At 44.2% G+C, this 18,150-nt stretch carries 13 protein-coding genes and 4 pseudogenes; 8 read left to right on the top strand and 9 right to left on the bottom strand.

Translation table 11 applies throughout. The features are described 5' to 3' along the window. The 5 genes and pseudogenes from BM135_RS16705 to fabY all read left to right on the top strand — a co-directional run. A pseudogene (locus BM135_RS16705) lies at positions 1 to 147 on the top strand (IS110 family transposase); the annotation flags it as partial. A gap of 23 nt (positions 148 to 170) precedes the next feature. After that, positions 171 to 266 (top strand): annotated as a pseudogene (locus tag BM135_RS17730) (transposase); the annotation flags it as partial. A gap of 193 nt (positions 267 to 459) precedes the next feature. Next, positions 460 to 1,056 (top strand): annotated as a pseudogene (locus BM135_RS13015) (HAD-IA family hydrolase). 134 nt (positions 1,057 to 1,190) lie between these two features. After that, complete coding sequence (dtd, locus tag BM135_RS13010) at positions 1,191 to 1,628, top strand: D-aminoacyl-tRNA deacylase (RefSeq protein ID WP_092520236.1); 438 nt, start codon at positions 1,191 to 1,193, stop codon at positions 1,626 to 1,628. Positions 1,629 to 1,692: 64 nt separating this feature from the next. Next, positions 1,693 to 2,610, top strand: a complete 918-nt coding sequence (gene fabY / locus BM135_RS13005; RefSeq protein WP_092520234.1) for a fatty acid biosynthesis protein FabY — start codon at positions 1,693 to 1,695, stop codon at positions 2,608 to 2,610. On the opposite strand, the gene BM135_RS13000 is transcribed toward fabY, so the two are convergent. Together BM135_RS13000 and BM135_RS12995 are read right to left on the bottom strand one after the other, a co-directional pair. Continuing rightward, positions 2,600 to 4,402: a translocation/assembly module TamB domain-containing protein gene (locus BM135_RS13000; RefSeq protein ID WP_139204108.1), complete on the bottom strand. Its 1,803-nt coding sequence runs from the start codon at positions 4,400 to 4,402 to the stop codon at positions 2,600 to 2,602. The genes fabY and BM135_RS13000 overlap by 11 nt on opposite strands. Positions 4,403 to 4,608: 206 nt before the next feature. Next, positions 4,609 to 5,994 (bottom strand): nucleobase:cation symporter-2 family protein, encoded by a 1,386-nt coding sequence (locus BM135_RS12995; RefSeq protein WP_092520244.1) that lies wholly within the window; start codon positions 5,992 to 5,994, stop codon positions 4,609 to 4,611. A gap of 243 nt (positions 5,995 to 6,237) precedes the next feature. On the opposite strand from BM135_RS12995, the gene gltS reads away from it, so the two are divergent. Continuing rightward, the gene (gene gltS, locus BM135_RS12990; protein WP_092520232.1) at positions 6,238 to 7,452 is read left to right on the top strand and encodes a sodium/glutamate symporter; all 1,215 of its coding nucleotides are present in this window, start codon (positions 6,238 to 6,240) and stop codon (positions 7,450 to 7,452) included. A 77-nt stretch (positions 7,453 to 7,529) separates the two neighbouring features. Here the strand turns inward: gltS and recG are convergent, their stop codons facing one another. The 5 genes and pseudogenes from recG to gmk form a co-directional block, all read right to left on the bottom strand. Then, positions 7,530 to 9,611 carry an ATP-dependent DNA helicase RecG gene (recG, locus tag BM135_RS12985; RefSeq protein WP_092520230.1) on the bottom strand — a complete coding sequence of 694 codons (2,082 nt, stop codon included), beginning with the start codon at positions 9,609 to 9,611 and terminating at the stop codon, positions 7,530 to 7,532. Between the two features lie 22 nt (positions 9,612 to 9,633). After that, positions 9,634 to 10,058 (bottom strand): annotated as a pseudogene (locus BM135_RS12980) (TrmH family RNA methyltransferase). Positions 10,059 to 10,063: 5 nt separating this feature from the next. Further along, complete coding sequence (gene spoT, locus BM135_RS12975; protein ID WP_092520228.1) at positions 10,064 to 12,178, bottom strand: bifunctional GTP diphosphokinase/guanosine-3',5'-bis pyrophosphate 3'-pyrophosphohydrolase; 2,115 nt, start codon at positions 12,176 to 12,178, stop codon at positions 10,064 to 10,066. Between the two features lie 18 nt (positions 12,179 to 12,196). Beyond that, the gene (gene rpoZ, locus BM135_RS12970) at positions 12,197 to 12,472 is read right to left on the bottom strand and encodes a DNA-directed RNA polymerase subunit omega (protein ID WP_092520213.1); all 276 of its coding nucleotides are present in this window, start codon (positions 12,470 to 12,472) and stop codon (positions 12,197 to 12,199) included. A gap of 54 nt (positions 12,473 to 12,526) precedes the next feature. Further along, on the bottom strand, positions 12,527 to 13,153 hold the full coding sequence (gene gmk / locus BM135_RS12965; RefSeq protein WP_092520243.1) for a guanylate kinase: 627 nt from the start codon (positions 13,151 to 13,153) through the stop codon (positions 12,527 to 12,529). Positions 13,154 to 13,535: 382 nt separating this feature from the next. Between gmk and ligB the strand changes: the two genes are divergently transcribed. Beyond that, on the top strand, positions 13,536 to 15,281 hold the full coding sequence (gene ligB, locus BM135_RS12960; RefSeq protein WP_245737398.1) for an NAD-dependent DNA ligase LigB: 1,746 nt from the start codon (positions 13,536 to 13,538) through the stop codon (positions 15,279 to 15,281). 39 nt (positions 15,282 to 15,320) lie between these two features. Here ligB and BM135_RS12955 read toward each other — a convergent pair whose 3' ends face one another. After that, positions 15,321 to 15,938, bottom strand: coding sequence for a trimeric intracellular cation channel family protein (locus BM135_RS12955; RefSeq protein ID WP_092520208.1), 618 nt, complete (start codon positions 15,936 to 15,938; stop codon positions 15,321 to 15,323). A 135-nt stretch (positions 15,939 to 16,073) separates the two neighbouring features. On the opposite strand from BM135_RS12955, the gene BM135_RS12950 reads away from it, so the two are divergent. Continuing rightward, a complete protein-coding gene (locus tag BM135_RS12950; protein ID WP_092520206.1) occupies positions 16,074 to 17,363 on the top strand; it encodes a YidR family protein in 1,290 nt (429 codons plus the stop codon). 77 nt (positions 17,364 to 17,440) lie between these two features. Here the strand turns inward: BM135_RS12950 and BM135_RS12945 are convergent, their stop codons facing one another. Beyond that, positions 17,441 to 17,809: a YceK/YidQ family lipoprotein gene (locus BM135_RS12945; RefSeq protein WP_092520204.1), complete on the bottom strand. Its 369-nt coding sequence runs from the start codon at positions 17,807 to 17,809 to the stop codon at positions 17,441 to 17,443. Positions 17,810 to 18,150: the final 341 nt, after the last annotated feature.

Here is an 18,150-nt window from a genome sequence, read left to right as displayed (position 1 = left end):
GATAAAGGCGTTATGCGTCTGCTTGCCGCCGGAAAAGCCAAAAAAGTGGCGCTGGTTGCCTGTATGCGTAAGTTGCTGACTATCCTGAATGCAATACTCAGAAAGAACGAAGAATGGAATGAATCTTACCATCACGTTGCGCCATAATTTTTATGTTCAAGACAGTTGCTTACAGTCCAAACCTCAATCCGATAGAGCTATTGTGGAAGTATATGAATGAGCAAGTGCGTAATAATGTCTATTTTCCGAGGATGTGTTCATATAGGCGACCATAGATTTATAATATCCCTTCCAGTAATTTTTGTTATCCATTCTTTATTATTGATTAATACAACGAATTAGAACTTCAACGACACTTCATAAAAAGAGAAATTTGTTTGTTTTTTTATCTTCTTCTTATTTTTTCTTAATAAAATTATGATAAAAGTACCAAACAATGAGCATCAATCAGGAGGGATTATGCTGTATATTTTCGATATGGGTAACGTGATTATTGATATTGATTTTAGAAGAGCACTCGCTGTTTGGAGTAATCTGAGTGGGACACCACTGGCAATATTGACCTCGAAATTTTCGTTGAGAGAGGTTTTTGAAAAACATGAGTGTGGGCAAATCAGTGATACTGAATTTGTAGAAAGAATGTGTGATGAAATGGAAGTCTCACTCAGTTTTGAACAATTTAAGGAAGGCTGGCATGCAATATTTATTGATGTCAGGCAGGAAGTCATTGAGTTAATGAATAAATTGCGTGCCCAAGGGCATCGTGTGGTTGTTCTGTCAAATACAAACCGCCTGCATCATGCTTATTGGCTGGTGCATTATCCTGAGATTAAAGCATCAACGGATCACTTTTACTTATAACCGAATCTTGATATTTTTAAATATGTGCTTGCAGCAGAAGGTGTGACAGCGGATCAAGTTATATTCTTTGATGATCTTTTAGAACACGTAGAAGCAGCAAACAAATTAGGCATCAATGCAATTCATGTGGCTGACAAGAGTATAATCCCTGATTATTTTAAGGCTCATGATTTTTCGATTCCCTCAAAAAATTAACATCGTTAACTTATTGCAGATGATGTTTTCCGCTATTTTTCTTACATATTTATGGATTTCCTACCTATGATTTTCTATCCAATACGGATAACTAAATCTGATACAGATAACTAAACGGCTAACAGGCAAGAGAAATGATCGCATTAATTCAGCGTGTGACACAGGCAACGGTTGTTGTTGAGGGTGAAACTATTGGAGAAATTGGACAGGGGTTGCTGGTGTTGCTGGGAGTTGAAAAAGACGACACCCCACAAAAAGCGCAACGTTTATGCGATAAGGTAATGGGGTATCGGGTATTCAGCGATGAACAGGGAAAAATGAACCTGAATGTTCAACAGGCTCAGGGGAGCTTATTGGTTGTATCCCAATTTACATTGGCTGCGGACACGCAGAAAGGCTTAAGACCTAGCTTTTCTGGTGGAGCTGAACCACAAAAAGCAGATGAGCTTTATCGCTATTTTGTTGAACAGAGTCGTGTAACTGGTGTAAAAACAGAAATGGGGAAATTTGCTGCAGACATGAAAGTCAGTTTGACGAATGACGGGCCAGTAACTTTCTGGTTGCAAGTATGAGGTGGGTGAAATATCGCAACGATGAATAAGGTTGCTGTTTAAAACAAGAGAAGGGGCTGTTTTTATGTACCATCTGAGAGTACCTCAAACAGAACAAGAGCTGGAAACCTATTACCAATTTCGTTGGGAAATGTTGCGTAAACCGCTTCACCAGCCTATTGGATCAGAGAAGGATGGTTATGATTCAATGGCTCATCATCAAATGGTGGTGGATGAACATGGTAAACCGCTTGCTGTTGGGCGTTTATATATCAATGCAGACAGTGAAGGCGCTATTCGTTTTTTGGCTGTTCATCCTAATGTGCAGCGGAAAGGATTGGGTACACTGATTGCGATGGCATTGGAGTCTGTAGCCAGGCAGGAAGGTGTAAAACGAGTTGTTTGCAGCGCACGGGAAGATGCTGTTTATTTCTTCGACAAATTGGGTTTTCAAAATCGTGGGTTGATCAATGGGGCGAAAACGTCACCGATTAATCATTTTCTAATGATTAAACCTATCATGACTCTTGATGATATTTTGCATCGCCCTGATTGGTGTGCAGAGTTACAGCAGGCATGGCATAAGCATATTCCTTTAAGTGAAAAGATGGGACTGCGGATCACTCAATATACCGGACAACGTTTTATTACGACAATGCCCGAAGCCGGAAATCAGAATCCACACCATACTATTTTCGCGGGTAGCTTATTTTCTCAGGCCACATTAACAGCATGGGGATTAATTTGGCTGTTGCTACAGGAACGCCAATTGGGAGGCGACATCATTTTGGTGGATGCCAATATCCGTTATCGGCAACCGATAACGGGGCGTCCCTGTGCAACTGCGGATTTCAATAAAATGAGCGGAGACCTTGCCCGTCTTGCCCGTGGCAACAAAGCGCGTGTAAAAGTGGAAGTACAGGTTAGCGGCGAACATGGTGTAGGTAGCGTGTTCACCGGTACTTATATCGTCCTGCCTCCCGAACGTGTTGCTACAGCTTGATTTTTGCGCAGGTTTGATTCTCCGTCACATGATTGCCCGTTGCTGAGTGAGCGGCTTCAGGGTTAGCTACGGAAGCAGAATTATCTAAGGAAGAGTGTGCTGTTGGGGGACAGCGACTCGTTGAGATCAAACCTTGCTCAATAGATTGTGACTCTTTTTCTGATGATTTATCTTCAGCCACCAATGTCCCATTTATTGTTCCCTTCATATCATGGGTGAAGAGATCACCCGTGATAGCAAGTGAGAAATTTCCTTCTCCCTGAATTTTGAGTGGTATCCAACCCCATTGTGGCAAGATTTTTAAATCCGCATTCATGCCTTTGAAGCTGAGATTAAAAGGTGTTTGGGCAGTGTGTTGTTCAACTGTGCCAGTAACTTGCAACAGCCCTTCACCTGTAAAGCCATTCAGCTTATCAATGGTGATTTTGTCATCTGTGGCATGTAGTTGCAGATAAGGGCGGCTTATTTCGATTGCATTGAATGTCCCTGCGGCAGCTTGCAGCGATGCCTGACCATTCCATAATCCCCATTTACCATTTTTCAGAATATCCATGCTGTCAATATGAGCCGCAAAGGTGGTGAGCTGGAACGGAAAGCCCGGATTGGTATCAATCAGCAGAGTATTATTGATGGCAATATCATGGAGTTTCAGGCCTGAAATCCATGCCGGCGCAGGCTGTTTGAAATAGTTGAGCCATGTGGGGGGCAGAACATAAAGCAGCCCTGTGACAGAACTGTCTTTGAGAGTAAGGAGGCGGTTTTTGCGATCCCATTCTGATTGGATATTGAACAATCCTTTTTGATAATGAGTTGTCAGGCTTGCAATAGTAAAAGTATCATCAGAAAAACGGAATTTTCCAAGCGTGTCGTTGAACTGCGCATTATTCAGCGTCATGTTCATCACATTAAAATCAATCAACCCATCTTTGGTATCCCAACTGCCATTGACCAATCCCAAATTTTTAATAGTGCTATCTAGATAATCGACAGACCAGTTTTGCCCTTGCAGTTTTGCATTGGTGATATTGAGATCTTTGACATATATCGCCGGAAGATGGCTGACCTTTTCCTGCAACTTATCCAGCGTCAGCGGTGTTTGCCAGCGAATGTTATTGATTAGGATATTGTTCCATCGCCAACTGCCGTCAGGCAATTGCTGGCCATCGCCAGAAATGGAACCTTGCAGGAATGTTGCTCCAAAAGAATCGATAACCAAGGCCTTATTCTGGTAACTGCCCCGCATAACGACATTTTCAACAGGCAGGTCATTTAAACGGAGCACACCAGCACTGAATTGATATTTCCCATTACCAACCGGATTGTCCACGACAGGAGCCCAAGGAGTAATTCCACCTGTAATATTTTTTCCCTGAATGTGGGTGTTGGGACTGTCTAGCTGAACATTCATCTGGTTCAGTTGCAGGATATCCGCTTGTAGAGAAAGGGGAAATTGGTTTCCTGACAGTATCAATGCCCCTTCTTGCAATGTCAGACGGTACAGGTTTTTGGGTGACAATAAATGTCGCCACTTGAAATCGAGATTAATGGTATTGGCGGTGAGTGAAAAAGAGCCTTGTTTGTCGCGAACATCAACACGATTAAATATTAAGGTAGTGGGTTGTAGCCAGCTATGGCTGATGCTTTCAATACTGACTTGATAATGTCCCTGCTTGTTGAGCCATCGGCTTAACTGTTTGGCGCCCCAATGCGTTTGGACAGCAACATAGATAACTATGATTGCCAAAACCAGCAATATTAGAAGAGCGCCAAAAGATTTCCCTAACCACCTCATTACTTCACCTCAACATGACCTACGACGAATAGAAACTCTTTTATGCCGCAAAATGGATAGGCACTCAATAGGTGATTCAGATAAAAACATTATTTAGTGAATTTTTGGGAGAGTTAATATAGATATTGCGAATAACTTTGCAAAATATGCAAAAAAGAATACTCCCGCTGGTGAGGCGGGAGAGAAAAATAATGTAAATCCACAGATTATTTTTCTTGGGGGAAAATCAGGTTAAGTAGAATTGCGGTTAACCCACCTGCGGCAATACCTGAGGAGAGTAAGTTTTTCACCCAATCAGGTGCAAACTGTAAAATCAGCGGTTGTTGAGATACGCCTAACCCCACAGCCAGAGACAGCGCGATAATCATGATGGCTCGACGGTTCAGGGGTTCACGGGAAACTATTCTGACACCAGATGCGGCGATAGTGCCAAACATCACAATCGTCGCGCCTCCCAGAATCGGTTCAGGAATGTGCTGTACAAAACCAGCCACGGCAGGAAACAGCCCCAATAGAATCAGCATCGAAGCAATAATGTAACCGACATAGCGACTGGCAACGCCAGTGAGTTGTATCACGCCATTGTTCTGACCAAAACAGGAGTTCGGAAACGTATTGAACACGGCTGAAACCATCGAATTAAGGCCGTTTGCCAATACACCGCCCTTGATGCGCTTCATGTATAGTGGACCACTGACAGGTTGCTCGGAGACATCTGAAGTTGCTGTAATATCGCCAATCGTTTCCAGAGATGTCACCATAAAAATCAGAATGAGTGGGATCAACAGATGCCAATCAAAAGATAGGCCATAATAGAGAGGGGAAGGAACGGTGATGATAGGCGCATCTTCTTTTGATACTGAAATGGGTAACATATCCATGTACCAGGCCACCAGATAACCCACTGCCATGGCAATGACCAGCGAAGCAACGCGCAAATAAGGATTAGTTTGGCGATTCAGCAATACGATGACGGCGAGAACAACCCCCGCTAACAGCAAGTTTTCAGGGGCACCAAATGTGCCGTTCTGCAACGAAGAATAACCGCCACCAATGGAAGTTAATCCGACTTGAATTAACGATAAGCCAATAATCATCACCACGATACCGGATACCAGAGGTGTAATGACCCGTCTTGCTAAATGTAATACTCGTGAGAGCAGAACTTCCGTCATTGAGGCGAGCATCAGCGTACCGAACAGAGCTGCCATCATAGTTGGAATATCTGCGCCTCCGTTTTTCAACGCCAGTCCACCCATAATAAGTGGAGCAACGAAATTAAAACTGGTGCCCTGAATTGAAAGCAAACCAGAGCCGATGGATCCCCAAGAGCGAATTTGAATAAGTGATGCTAAGCCTGAGGCAAACAGGGACATACTGATAATGCGTTGAGCATCCTGTTCCGGAAGCCCCAAAGCCTGACAAATCAACATCGCCGGAGTAATAACAGCCACAAACATAGCCAATAAATGTTGGCACGCAGCAAATAGGGCATGTTGGAAAGGGGGTTTATCTTCCAGGCGATAGATAAGTTCATTGTCTGATTTATTGGTTATTTCCGATGAATAGGATTCACGGGATAACTTGACCATGTTGCGAAATTCCAGATGGACAAAAAGATGCATTTTAATGATCTGCACCATTAAAACAATCGTTTGCGCAGAGTTTTCATAACGAAATCTGACTTAATTTCGTCACATTTTTAAATGTTTTAACTTGTATTTATTAAGAAATTTATTTCTAATCCACCCCTTACCTGCTCTTGGCGTTTTTATAGGATGATTATAACGTCACATTAATTTTACATAATTTTAACAAATGGATGGGGTACATAAATGTATCATCTGGATATTTATGGCACGCTCGTTGCTGCCACACTCGTTTTGCTACTAGGAAGAAAACTCGTACAATCAGTCTCATTCCTTGAGAAATATACGATCCCTGAGCCGGTCGCAGGTGGATTATTGATCGCTTTAGTTTTACTGGCGATTAAACAATCCACGGGTTGGGAAGTAAGTTTTGATTTATCCCTCCAAGAGCCCTTAATGTTGACGTTCTTTGCCACAATTGGCTTGAACGCTAACCTTGCCAGCCTGAAAGCAGGCGGAAAATTTCTGGTCATTTTTGTCTTCGTGGTTGTTGGCCTGTTATTGGTGCAAAACACCGTGGGCATTGCATTGGCGAAAATGCTTGGCCTTGATCCATTAATGGGATTGTTGGCTGGCTCCATTACACTTTCTGGTGGACATGGAACGGGAGCCGCTTGGGGTAAAGTATTCTCAGAGCGCTATGGCTTTGAAAATGCTACAGAAGTGGCAATGGCATGTGCAACATTCGGCCTGATTTTGGGCGGTTTGATTGGTGGTCCGGTTGCCCGTTTTTTGGTGAGAAATACCAAAACGCCTGGATTGAAAGCTGATGATACTGAGATCCCAACTGCATTTGAGAAACCTTATACTGGACGGCTTATCACACCATTAGTGATGGTGGAAACCATTGCCATGATTTCCATTTGCTTGTTAGCAGGAAGTTTTATTGAGAAGCAGCTGGAAGGTACAACCTTTGAATTACCGACATTCGTATGTGTACTGTTTGTCGGTGTCATTCTCAGTAACGGCCTGTCTTTACTTGGTTTTTATCGAGTATTTGACCGAGCGGTTTCGGTCTTGGGTAACGTCAGTTTGTCGCTGTTTCTGGCAATGGCACTGATGAGCCTGAAACTGTGGCAGTTGGCTTCCCTTGCACTGCCAATGCTGATCATTCTTGCCGTGCAGACAGTTGTTATGGCTTTGTATGCTATTTTCGTTACTTACCGGATAATGGGTAAGAATTTCGATGCCGCAGTATTGTCAGCAGGTCACTGTGGTTTTGGTTTAGGTGCAACCCCAACGGCTATCGCAAATATGCAGGCGATTACTGACCGTTTTGGGCCATCTCATATGGCATTCTTACTCGTGCCAATGGTGGGAGCGTTCTTTCTTGATATCGTTAATGCAGCCGTCATCAAATTATATCTATTGTTACCCGTGTTTCCATCTGTAGCAGGTTAGATTAATTCACTTTTGACTTGCCTGATATCTTGGCGAAAAATGCTGCTGAAATACTCAGCGGCATTTTTTGTAGGAACTTAAGCATGGCTATATTGAGAACGATCCAGCAACCAGCGCTCAATCAGCGCCTTGGCATGTTCAGGATAGTGCTGGTGGATATAGCGGGCGATACGCTGAACTTCAGGCAACATACTTTGATCCCGCAATAAATCCGCGATTCTGAATTCGGCATTACCCGTTTGACGTGTACCAAGTAATTCACCCGGCCCACGGATCTCCAAATCTTTCTGGGCAATTACAAAACCATCATTACTGTCCCGTAAAACTTGCAGGCGAATTCTGGCTGTATTAGTCAGGGGGGTTTTATAGAGCAGGACACAGTGTGAAGCAATAGCTCCACGCCCGACCCGTCCACGAAGCTGGTGCAATTGAGCCAATCCCAGTCGCTCAGGGTTGTCGATAATCATCAGGCTGGCATTGGGCACATCAACTCCCACTTCGATTACCGTAGTAGCAACCAGCAATTGTAGTTCACCCTGCTTGAAAGACTCCATGACGGCCTGTTTTTCTGCCGGTTTCATCCGCCCATGCACTAAACCAATTTTCAATTCAGGCAATGCTAGTGCCAGTTCTTCACTGGTTGCCTGTGCTGCTTGCGCTTCCAGTACCTCAGAATCTTCGATTAGAGTACATACCCAGTAAGCCTGACGACCTTCATCCAGACAGGAGCTTTTGATACGTTGGATAATATCGTTTCGGCGAGTATCAGGGATAGCAACGGTTGTGACTGGCGTTCGACCGGGTGGTAATTCGTCAATGATGGAAGTATCCAGATCGGCATAGGCGGTCATTGCCAATGTACGTGGAATAGGGGTTGCTGTCATAATCAATTGATGGGGGTGGAAGCCTTGTTCGCGCCCCTTTTCCCATAATGCCAGACGTTGATGCACGCCGAATCGATGTTGCTCATCAATGATAACCAGTGCCAACCCCGCAAATTTTACCTGCTCCTGAAACATGGCATGAGTGCCGACAACCATACTCACTTGACCGCTCGCTATCGCCTCTTGCTGTACCTGACGTGCTTTACCTTTCTGTTTGCCTGCCAACCAACCGACTTGGATACCGAGCGGTTCAAGCCATTGACGGAAGGTATTGGCATGTTGCTCTGCCAGCAGCTCAGTTGGTGCCATCAATGCCACCTGCTTGCCGTGAACAATGGCGCGAACAGCAGCCAGTGCGGCCACCAGTGTTTTTCCCGACCCCACATCTCCTTGTATCAGGCGCATCATGGGGACGTTTTTTTCTAAATCATGTTCTATTTCTGCAACAACACGGGTTTGTGCACCTGTTGGTGAGAATGGCAATTGGTTCAGGAGTTGCTGTTTCAGTGAATCATCTGCTGTGAGGGGTTGTGCATGAAAACGCTGGGCTCCGGCTCTGACTGCCAACATGCTTAAATGATGTGCCAGCATTTCTTCCAGAATCAACCTTCGCTGGGCTGGATGTCTGCCATTCTCCAAATCGATGAGTGAAATATCCGGCGGTGGACGATGTAATGTATGCAACGCATTGGGCAGGCTGATGATCTTCCGGCTGAACTCTTCCGGCAGTAATTCATTAACGGCACAGGTATCCAATAATTCCAATGCTTGCTCAATTAACTTTCGCAGCGTTGTTTGACGCACTCCCTCGGTTGTGGGATAGATGGGAGTTAGCGTTTCTTGTAGTTGAACACCGTTGGCGTGTTGCTGGACTTTATATTCAGGATGAATGATCTCTGGCCCTTGATTGCCGCGCCGGATTTCTCCATAGGCAACAACGTGTTTTCCTTCGGCCAGATTATTTTTCATAGCGGCAGTAAAATTGAAGAAGAGTAGGGTCAATATGCCAGTGCTATCACTAATTTGGCAGGTCATGATGCGCCGACGCCCAAAAACCACATTGGTGCGCAACACCTTACCTGTTACTGTGGCATAAATGCCGGGCAGTAATTCATTGATGGTATACAGGCGGGTTTGATCCTCATAGCGAAGCGGCAAATGCAAAAGTAAATCCTGTAGATTGACCAACCCTAACTTAGCGAGTTTAGTGACCTGATTGGTTCCAACACCACGCAGAGTGGTTAAGGGGATGGCATCAAGTAGCTGGCCTTTCATACGATTTCTCCGTCAGTGTGATTTATTTCCTTGTTGATGGTGCAATTGTTGCTTGCATAGCTGACCACCATGACTCACTTGCGATGATTTGCCCTTATCTATCAAAGGTCGTTCCAAGCCTTTACGACGAGAAACGGCGGCCAACACGGGGATCCCCCTTCGAAAAGCAGCCTTTGCTGTTCCTCTTCCGGCAGAGTGCTTTTCTCCTGCTGATACATGCCTGCCAATTGGCGCTGTCGTTGTGCTACTGCCCGCAGCAGAGGAGAGCTGGGTTCTTAATTGCTCGGTAGGCCAGATAGCATGGATTTGGTGGATACCAACAGCATCCGCAGTACGAATAACAGCGGATACGTTATGGGGTTTGTGGACTTCTTCTAAACAAATCGTCAGATCAGGTTGACGCATTGCCATCATCTGGCAAATACGCGCGTAACGTTTAGGATTCATAACCTCTAGTTTCGGTTACGGCTGACTCGCATCACGTCAGGCATTACACGTATCTTACGCATGATATTTGCCAGTTGGATACGGTCTTTGGTCGTCAGCCTGATGAAAGCACAATAAACGCGGCCATCTTTTTCTTCCGTATTCATGCTTTGAATGCTGGAGTTCGCGTCATTAATGGCAGCAGTCAGATTTGCCAATGCACCCTGATGGTTAAACATATCGACTTTGATTTCAGCAATAAAATCGCTATTAATATCTTTATCCCACTCAACAGGCATGAATTTTTCCGGTTCTTTCTGATATCCACGGATATTACGACAGGACTCGTGGTGGATCACCAAACCTTTTCCCGGACTGATATGGGCAATAATCGGATCGCCCGGAATTGGGCGACAGCATTTGGCAAAGATAATCAAAATGCCATCAGCACCCTTGATAGGCAGTTTACGCGCCGTATTGCCATTGTTGTTTGGCGTTTTCTCTGTTGAACCCAGTAATAAATTGCGGGCGACAACTACGCTCATGGCATTCCCCAATCCGATTTCCGCCAGCAAATCATCCAAAGTAGCGAGCTTCATTCTTGCCAGCTCTTTGTTGATATTTTCTTGTGGTATATCGATTACTTTCGTGCCATTACCAAGCGCATGATTAAGCAGACGACGCCCCAAACCAATCGAATCATCCCGTTTTAGGTTTTTCAGTAACTGGCGAATTTTGGCCCGTGCTTTAGAACTAACGACAAAGTTCAGCCATGCAGCGTTAGGGCGAGCGCCTGGTGCAGTGATAATTTCGACAGTTTGCCCACTGCTGAGAGTTTGTGAGAGAGGATAGGGCAGACGATCAACGCGTGAGCCGACACAAGCGTGGCCGATATCCGTATGGACAGCATAGGCAAAATCGACAGGGGTTGCGCCAGCCGGTAACTCAACAATTCGTCCTTCAGGAGTAAAAACGTAAATCTCATCCGGGAACAAATCAGATTTAACGCTCTCAATAAATTCAAAAGAGCTGCCGGCACTTTGCTGGAGTTCCAGCAAGCTCTGCATCCAGCGCTGAGCACGAACTTGTGCGGTCGTACCGGATTCCCCCTGTTCTTTATAGGCCCAGTGTGCGGCAACCCCCATTTCCGCCATTTGATCCATGTCTTCGGTACGGATCTGAACTTCGACGGGCACTCCATGCGGGCCTATAAGGGAAGTATGTAGGGATTGGTAGCCATTGGCTTTTGGGATAGCAATATAATCTTTCACTCTACCGGGGCGCGGCTTGTACAAACTGTGCATTTGCCCCAGTACGCGGTAGCAGGTGTCAAGATTATTGACGATGACACGAAAGGCGTAAATATCCATGATGGAATGGAAACGCTGTTCTTTCAGGTGCATCTTACGATAGATCGAGTAGAGATGTTTTTCTCGGCCACTGACAGTACATTCAATGCCGGCATCCGTTAATCTGCCTTCAATCTCTGACAGAATTTTCTGGATCATCTCTTTGCGATTACCACGAGCGGCTTTTACAACCTCTTTAATCACGCGGTAACGGTTTGGATACAGGGCTTCAAACCCAAGTTCCTCCAGCTCCGTTTTTAGGTGATGAATACCCAGACGGTGAGCCAGCGGACTATAAATTTCCAGCGTTTCCCTGGCAATGCGCCGCCGTTTATCGGGGCGCAAGGAGCCAAGGGTTCGCATATTATGTGTACGGTCTGCCAGTTTGATCAAAATGACGCGAATATCCTGTACCATCGCCATGATCATTTTGCGGAAGTTTTCAGCCTGTGCTTCTTTCTTATCGCGGAAGTTCAGCTTATCCAGCTTGGATACCCCTTCCACCAATCCGGCAACAGTCGTGCCAAATAATTTTTCTATATCCTGAAATGTCGTAGGAGTGTCTTCAATGACATCGTGAAGAAGTGCCGCCATGAGTGTTTCATGGTCAAGGCGCATTTCAGCCAGAATACAAGAAACGGCAACGGGGTGAGTAATGTATGGCTCACCGCTGGAACGGGTTTGCCCTTCGTGGGCATCCCGCGCGACCACATAGGCCTGTTTAAGTAGATCGATTCGATCTTCAGGCAAATATTTCAGAACTAGCTGATTCAGGCTTTCAAACAAGTACAAGGCAGACCTACCGTAAAATTAACGACGACCTTCAGCAATGGCAGAAACGGCTTTGATTTCTGCTGCGTCTTGCTCTTGCTGTTCCTGGCGCTCACGAACATCAAGAATTTTATTGTTGATGAGGCCTTGCTCGATTTCACGCAGAGCGATAACCGTTGTCTTATCGTTTTCTTCCGGAACGAGGGGATCTTTGCTACCTACTTGCAATTGGCGTGCTCGGCGAGCAGCGACCAACACTAGGTCAAAACGGTTACCAATTTTTTCTACTGCGTCTTGAACAGTTACGCGTGCCATATGTGTGCTACTCCACAGATAAATAAATGACTGGGCATAATACTGAAACTTAGTTCAGTCTGCCAATAATTTGCTGATTAAGACATAATGCCGCTGAGTCTGACGATCTAATCGTAGACGCTCTGAACGAATAATAGATTGTAAATCGGCCAGTGCCGTACCGAAATCATCATTGATGATGACGTAATCATATTCGTTGTAATGCTCCATCTCCGCGACAGCCTGAGCCATTCGTTTGGCAATGATCTCTTCGCTGTCCTGACCACGCCCACGCAGGCGGCGGAGCAACTCTTCCTTGGAGGGAGGGAGAATGGAAATGCTGCAAGCTGCCGGCATTTTCTGGCGGACTTGTTGTGCACCTTGCCAATCGATATCAAGAAAAACATCAACGCCACTGGCGAGTGTATCTTCGATGATTTTTCGGGATGTGCCGTAATAGTTACCAAAAACACAGGCATATTCCAAAAATTCATCATGGCTGATCATATTTTGAAATTCATCCACAGTGACGAAAAAATAATGTTCACCATGATTTTCGCCTGGACGAGCTTGACGCGTTGTATGTGAAACAGAAACCTGAGTGTCATACAAAAAAGGCTGAGTTTTTAATAAAGCCTGAATAAGGCTTGATTTGCCTGCTCCACTCGGCGCAGAAACAATATATAACGTTCCTTGGTTCATGATGATTTCTTGACTGATTGGGTATAAATAGATGCAAACGCGGGAATATAAAATTCCACGAATATAAAATCCCATATAGTATACACGGATACGTTAATCCATGTAGCGTTACAATACATGCCAACAGACATTTCAACAAAATTTTTTCTTAACAAACTGACATTAATGGAACATTCTGCGAAACAATTTCAGAAAAAATAGGCGGTTGCAGAAATTGCACATTTATTTTTCGAAACGCTCCGCAAACTTATCTTTTCCATCTTGGTAAAAATTCTTCTGCTTTTTATTCTTTGCCCGTGTTTTAGGAATTTACGGAGCAGGGATGCTTAATTTTCTCATCAGTTTTTTTATAACAGTATGGATACTGCTATTTGGCGTACCAATGGCATTTGCAAACACGATTAATTGTCCTGAATGTAATTGCCCTGAATGGTCACAAGAAAAATTTCAGCATGAAATTAGCTATCTGAAGCAGCAGGTGGCTAAGTGGGATCGTCTTTATCATCAGCAGGGTACTAGTGAAATAGATGATGAAATCTATGATCAATTACTGGAAACCTTGAGACTTTGGAAAAGTTGTTTAAATCACGAGCCAGACAGCGCTTTTATCTCTGCTAGCGCTGTTTCTGATACGTCAGTGATTGCGGTGTTACAGAGAGAGAAACATCGTCATCCTGTCCAGCATACGGGGTTGAATAAATTGAAGGCAGTGCAGGAAATTCATCAGTGGTTGCAGGGGCGAACAGGAGTTTGGCTGCAACCTAAAATTGATGGTGTGGCGGTTACTTTGGTCTATGAAAAAGGCCAGTTAGTGCAGTTAATCAGCCGTGGTGATGGTATTGAAGGTATAGACTGGATGGATAAAAGCGCATTTATTCCCAGCATTCCTAAGCGGATTGAAAATGCCCCTGAGCGTTTGGTATTGCAGGGTGAGCTTTTCTGGCAACAGGAGCATCACCGACAGTCCGTGTCGGGAAGTCAGGGAGTGCGCAGTAAAGTTGCAGGTTTAATGATTCGTAAAACTCCAGCACCGGAACTTAAACAAATTGGCATTTTTATTTGGGGCTGGCCGGATGGACCAAATGAAATGGCTGTAAAACTGGAGAAATTGGCTGTAATGGGATTTCCCATCACACAACAATATAGCCACCCCATTGCCACTACAGAAGATGCCGAAAAAAGATGGAAAGATTATTTTGCTCAGCCTCTCCCTTTTTCTACAGATGGCGTTGTTTTACGGCAGGAGATTGAACCGACAGGCCGACAATGGAGAACAGGATCAAACAGTTGGACGATTGCATGGAAATATCCACTACGACAGCAAATTACAACCGTAAAAGACGTTAATTTCACGATCGGCCGGACAGGGAAAATATCCGTTGTATTAGAGCTGGAGAAAATAAAGGTGGATGATCGACAGGTGAGTCGAGTCAATATCGGTTCCATCAAACGCTGGAAGCAGTGGGATGCTTATCCCGGAGATAAAATTACAGTGACGTTGGCGGGACATGGTATACCCAAACTTGACAAGGTAGTGTGGCGTATGGCGGAACGTCCTGAGATTCAACCACCCAATGAGCAGGAGTATCATTTCCTGAGTTGTCTGACATTCGATCATGAAAATGAGGGCAATAATTATCGTTGCCAACAGCAGTTTGTTGCTCGCCTGACATGGTTAGGGGAAAAATTGAAAATGAAAGGAGTTGGACAGGGAACGTGGTCAGCTTTGGTAAGACACGGGCTGGTAGCTAATTTAACGGATTGGTTGGATTTGGATAAGGGACAGCTTGAGGCAGTGGCTAATATTGGAACTAAACGCGCAGAGTTAATTTTCTCCCAATTTCAGCAGGCAAAATTACAGCCACTTTCACTATGGCGTGAAGCCATTGGTTTGCCTCATGCCAAGCATCTTACAGATAAAACAGGATGGCAGTGGGAAACAACATTATCAGATACGAAGGTGAAACGCTCATTAACAGTCAAACAAAGAGAAAAAATCTTGGCCTTTTTACAGCATCCTGAGATTAAGGCGGTAATTCGGATTTTGTCTTTGCGGGGTATTAAGGGAGAGCAAGGGATTGAAGAAGAAAAAAATATGGCAGGGAAAGATATAGTGAAGAATCAGTAAATAGGGGCTAAAAAGCTGCCCCAAATGTTCATGATAGTCTCAATGATCTGTGCCGTTGTAGTGGAAGATGGGTAAACCAAGACGATAACGAATTGCTATCAATCGTGCGGTCAGACCTACAACGAGTGTAATCAAGATCACGATGTCTGAGGGTAATAGCATTTTATGCAAGGCGATATAGAGCCAAGCGGCTGCAAAAGAGATACCTGCATAGATCTCTTTTTGGAATACCAAGGGAATAGTATTGCAAAATAGATCGCGCAGTACGCCTCCAAAAACGCCAGTGATTACGGCTGCAATGGCGGCGATAATCGAGCCGCATTCCATATCTATAGCGATTTGTGCGCCAATGATGGAGAAGACAATTAAACCAATTGCATCAAGAATGAGAAACAAGCGACGCAGATGTTTCATCATGGGAGCAATCCAGATAGTCAGTACGGCAGCACAAGCAACGGTCACGATATATTCTGGATTTTTTACCCAGCCGAGGGGATAGTGCCCCAAAATAATATCACGGACGGTGCCACCACCGATGGCTGTCACGGAAGCAATAATAATAACGCCGAATACATCCATTTTTCGACGACCTGCGGCTAAAGCGCCTGTCATGGCTTCAGCTGTAATACCAATGATATAGAGGACACTGAGTAGCATAAATTTAATTAAATGGAATATAACGTAGAAGTAAGAGTACTGTTGGAATAATAACGTCTCGACTGAAATTTTTTAGTTAAACTTGAATAAAATTAGTTTTTATTATCCGAAATCTCGCAATATTAAGGTAACCAAATGGTTTTTAAGGAACGCCAGATTACATTCGATAGCCGTAGCCATCAGATAACTAATATAAATGTTTGGACACCTGACAGCCAATGGTTGGTATTCGATGTTCGTCCTCATGGCGCATCTTTTACAGGTTTAACGATAGAAAAAATTCATATTGGTCATGGACAAACTGAAGTTATCTATCAAGCAAAAGAAGGTGCTCATGTCGGTGTTGTGACTGTGAGTCAGCAGGAGCCAATTCGTTATGCCTTTATTCATGGTCCCGAAAATCCAGATGCACAGTGGCAATATGATTTTCACCATCGTCGTGGTGTTATCGTCTCTGATAATTATCCCAATGTGGCAATTAACATTGATGCAATGGATATCACTCCACCTTATACCGCAGGTGCTTTGCGGGGAGGAACACATGTTCATGTTTTCAGCCCCGATGGCGACCGTTTAAGTTTTACCTACAATGACCATGTGATGCATCAGTTAGATCCTGCGCTAGATTTACGTAATGTTGCGGTGGCTGTTCCGCTGCGAGCTGTGATGCCAGTAAAGAAACATCCGAGGGAATATGACGGTAGCTATTTCTCGGTTGTTGTCAGCCAGACGACTACATACCCTCGTCCCGGAAGTGATGACATTAATCGGGCCTATGAAGAAGGATGGATTGGGCAGCGGGGATATCGCAAAGATAATGGTCAATGGCAGCGTTGGGCGCTGGCTTTTATTGGTGATACATGCGCTGACAATGGCGAAAAAATACCGGAAATTTATCTCGTTGATCTACCTGAAAACGACGATGATTACACTATTGCGGGCAATCAGCCTTTGGCTGGTACAGAAACAACACTCCCAGCGCCGCCTGCGGGAGTGAAACAGAAACGTTTGACTTTTACGCATGATAGACGCTGGTCTGGTGTGGTGAATGTTCCACGTCATTGGTTAAGAACATCACCAGATGGCAGTAAAATCTGTTTTCTGATGAAAGATGAAGAAGGAATTGTCCAGCTATGGCATATCTCACCAAATGGTGGTGAGCCAATGCAGATAACTGATAGCAAAAACAGCATACAATCTGCATTCAGCTGGGATAGCCGTGGGCGGTTTATTGCCTGTGTCTATGACAATAGTGTTGTGCTCTGTGATAGTCAGACTGGAAAAATGCAGCGTTTAACCGAGCGTAGTGATAATGCCCCTTCTGCGGATGCAATAGTGATATCCCCTGATGATCGTTATGTTGCTTTTATGCGTGATATTGGTGGTTACCGACAAATTTTCGTGGTTGAAACAGGACTTGCTTGAATAGGAATTAACTGAAAAAGAATGGCAGAAATGGGCATCAAGGTTTGATAACGATGCCCGATAAGGATGACAGGTGCTTACAATGAAGATGAATGAAACTGTGTATCATGGTCTACCGTTTCTGTTGTAGGTTGCATGACGATTGGATTTTTATCTAGTTGCTCTATGCGATGTTTGGGAGATTGCTCTGAATTGTCTTGATCGGAACGGGAATAATCGTAAGGAAGCAGAAGTGTGTCCAGGAAAGTAGAAAGTGGGAGATCGACAGCAAGTAAAGGCTTTATAAACCACCCCGTTTTGTCATCTTTCAGCATACCAATATTGGCTTTTGCTCCAGAATAATAGCCTTGATAGGGGCCGCTGTGTGTCATGATGCTAGAGCAGCCTGTAACAAGTAACGAGCCTAATGTGGTATATAGTAATAGAAACACTTTACAATTTTTCATCGTTTCCATGATTTCAATGAGTTAATTTGCCAATGTCCAGATACTTTATTCGCTAATTAATGCCACTTTCCCAAAGTATGACGGGTATAACGCTTTAATACTGTTTACCCTTAATATTGTTTACTATAGTCAGGTAATATTCAGTTTGCTATAGCACTTATCGTTAAATTTAATAATTCTTTGTGATGTGAATTTAAAATTTTTTTTATTTTACTTCAATAATAAGCATAAATCATTAAGGGTAATATTGATTAGGTTTACAGATGGTTTTATTGTTGGACACTAATCTGCCGCTTCCCACCAAGAAATAAAAATCTATTCTGAATAAAACTTGTTTTAAG

The organism is Xenorhabdus japonica (assembly GCF_900115195.1).
GTDB classification, from domain to species: domain Bacteria; phylum Pseudomonadota; class Gammaproteobacteria; order Enterobacterales; family Enterobacteriaceae; genus Xenorhabdus; species Xenorhabdus japonica.
This window is presented reverse-complemented; position numbering and strand designations above follow the sequence as displayed.

Coding starts and splice junctions, on each gene's coding strand:
- dtd (WP_092520236.1), top strand. CDS start 1,191: ATGATCGCATTAATTCAGCGTGTGACACAGGCAACGGTTGTTGTTGAG.
- fabY (WP_092520234.1), top strand. CDS start 1,693: ATGTACCATCTGAGAGTACCTCAAACAGAACAAGAGCTGGAAACCTAT.
- BM135_RS13000 (WP_139204108.1), bottom strand. CDS start 4,402: ATGAGGTGGTTAGGGAAATCTTTTGGCGCTCTTCTAATATTGCTGGTT.
- BM135_RS12995 (WP_092520244.1), bottom strand. CDS start 5,994: ATGGTCAAGTTATCCCGTGAATCCTATTCATCGGAAATAACCAATAAA.
- gltS (WP_092520232.1), top strand. CDS start 6,238: ATGTATCATCTGGATATTTATGGCACGCTCGTTGCTGCCACACTCGTT.
- recG (WP_092520230.1), bottom strand. CDS start 9,611: ATGAAAGGCCAGCTACTTGATGCCATCCCCTTAACCACTCTGCGTGGT.
- rpoZ (WP_092520213.1), bottom strand. CDS start 12,472: ATGGCACGCGTAACTGTTCAAGACGCAGTAGAAAAAATTGGTAACCGT.
- gmk (WP_092520243.1), bottom strand. CDS start 13,153: ATGAACCAAGGAACGTTATATATTGTTTCTGCGCCGAGTGGAGCAGGC.
- ligB (WP_245737398.1), top strand. CDS start 13,536: ATGGCATTTGCAAACACGATTAATTGTCCTGAATGTAATTGCCCTGAA.
- BM135_RS12955 (WP_092520208.1), bottom strand. CDS start 15,938: ATGCTACTCAGTGTCCTCTATATCATTGGTATTACAGCTGAAGCCATG.
- BM135_RS12950 (WP_092520206.1), top strand. CDS start 16,074: ATGGTTTTTAAGGAACGCCAGATTACATTCGATAGCCGTAGCCATCAG.
- BM135_RS12945 (WP_092520204.1), bottom strand. CDS start 17,809: ATGAAAAATTGTAAAGTGTTTCTATTACTATATACCACATTAGGCTCG.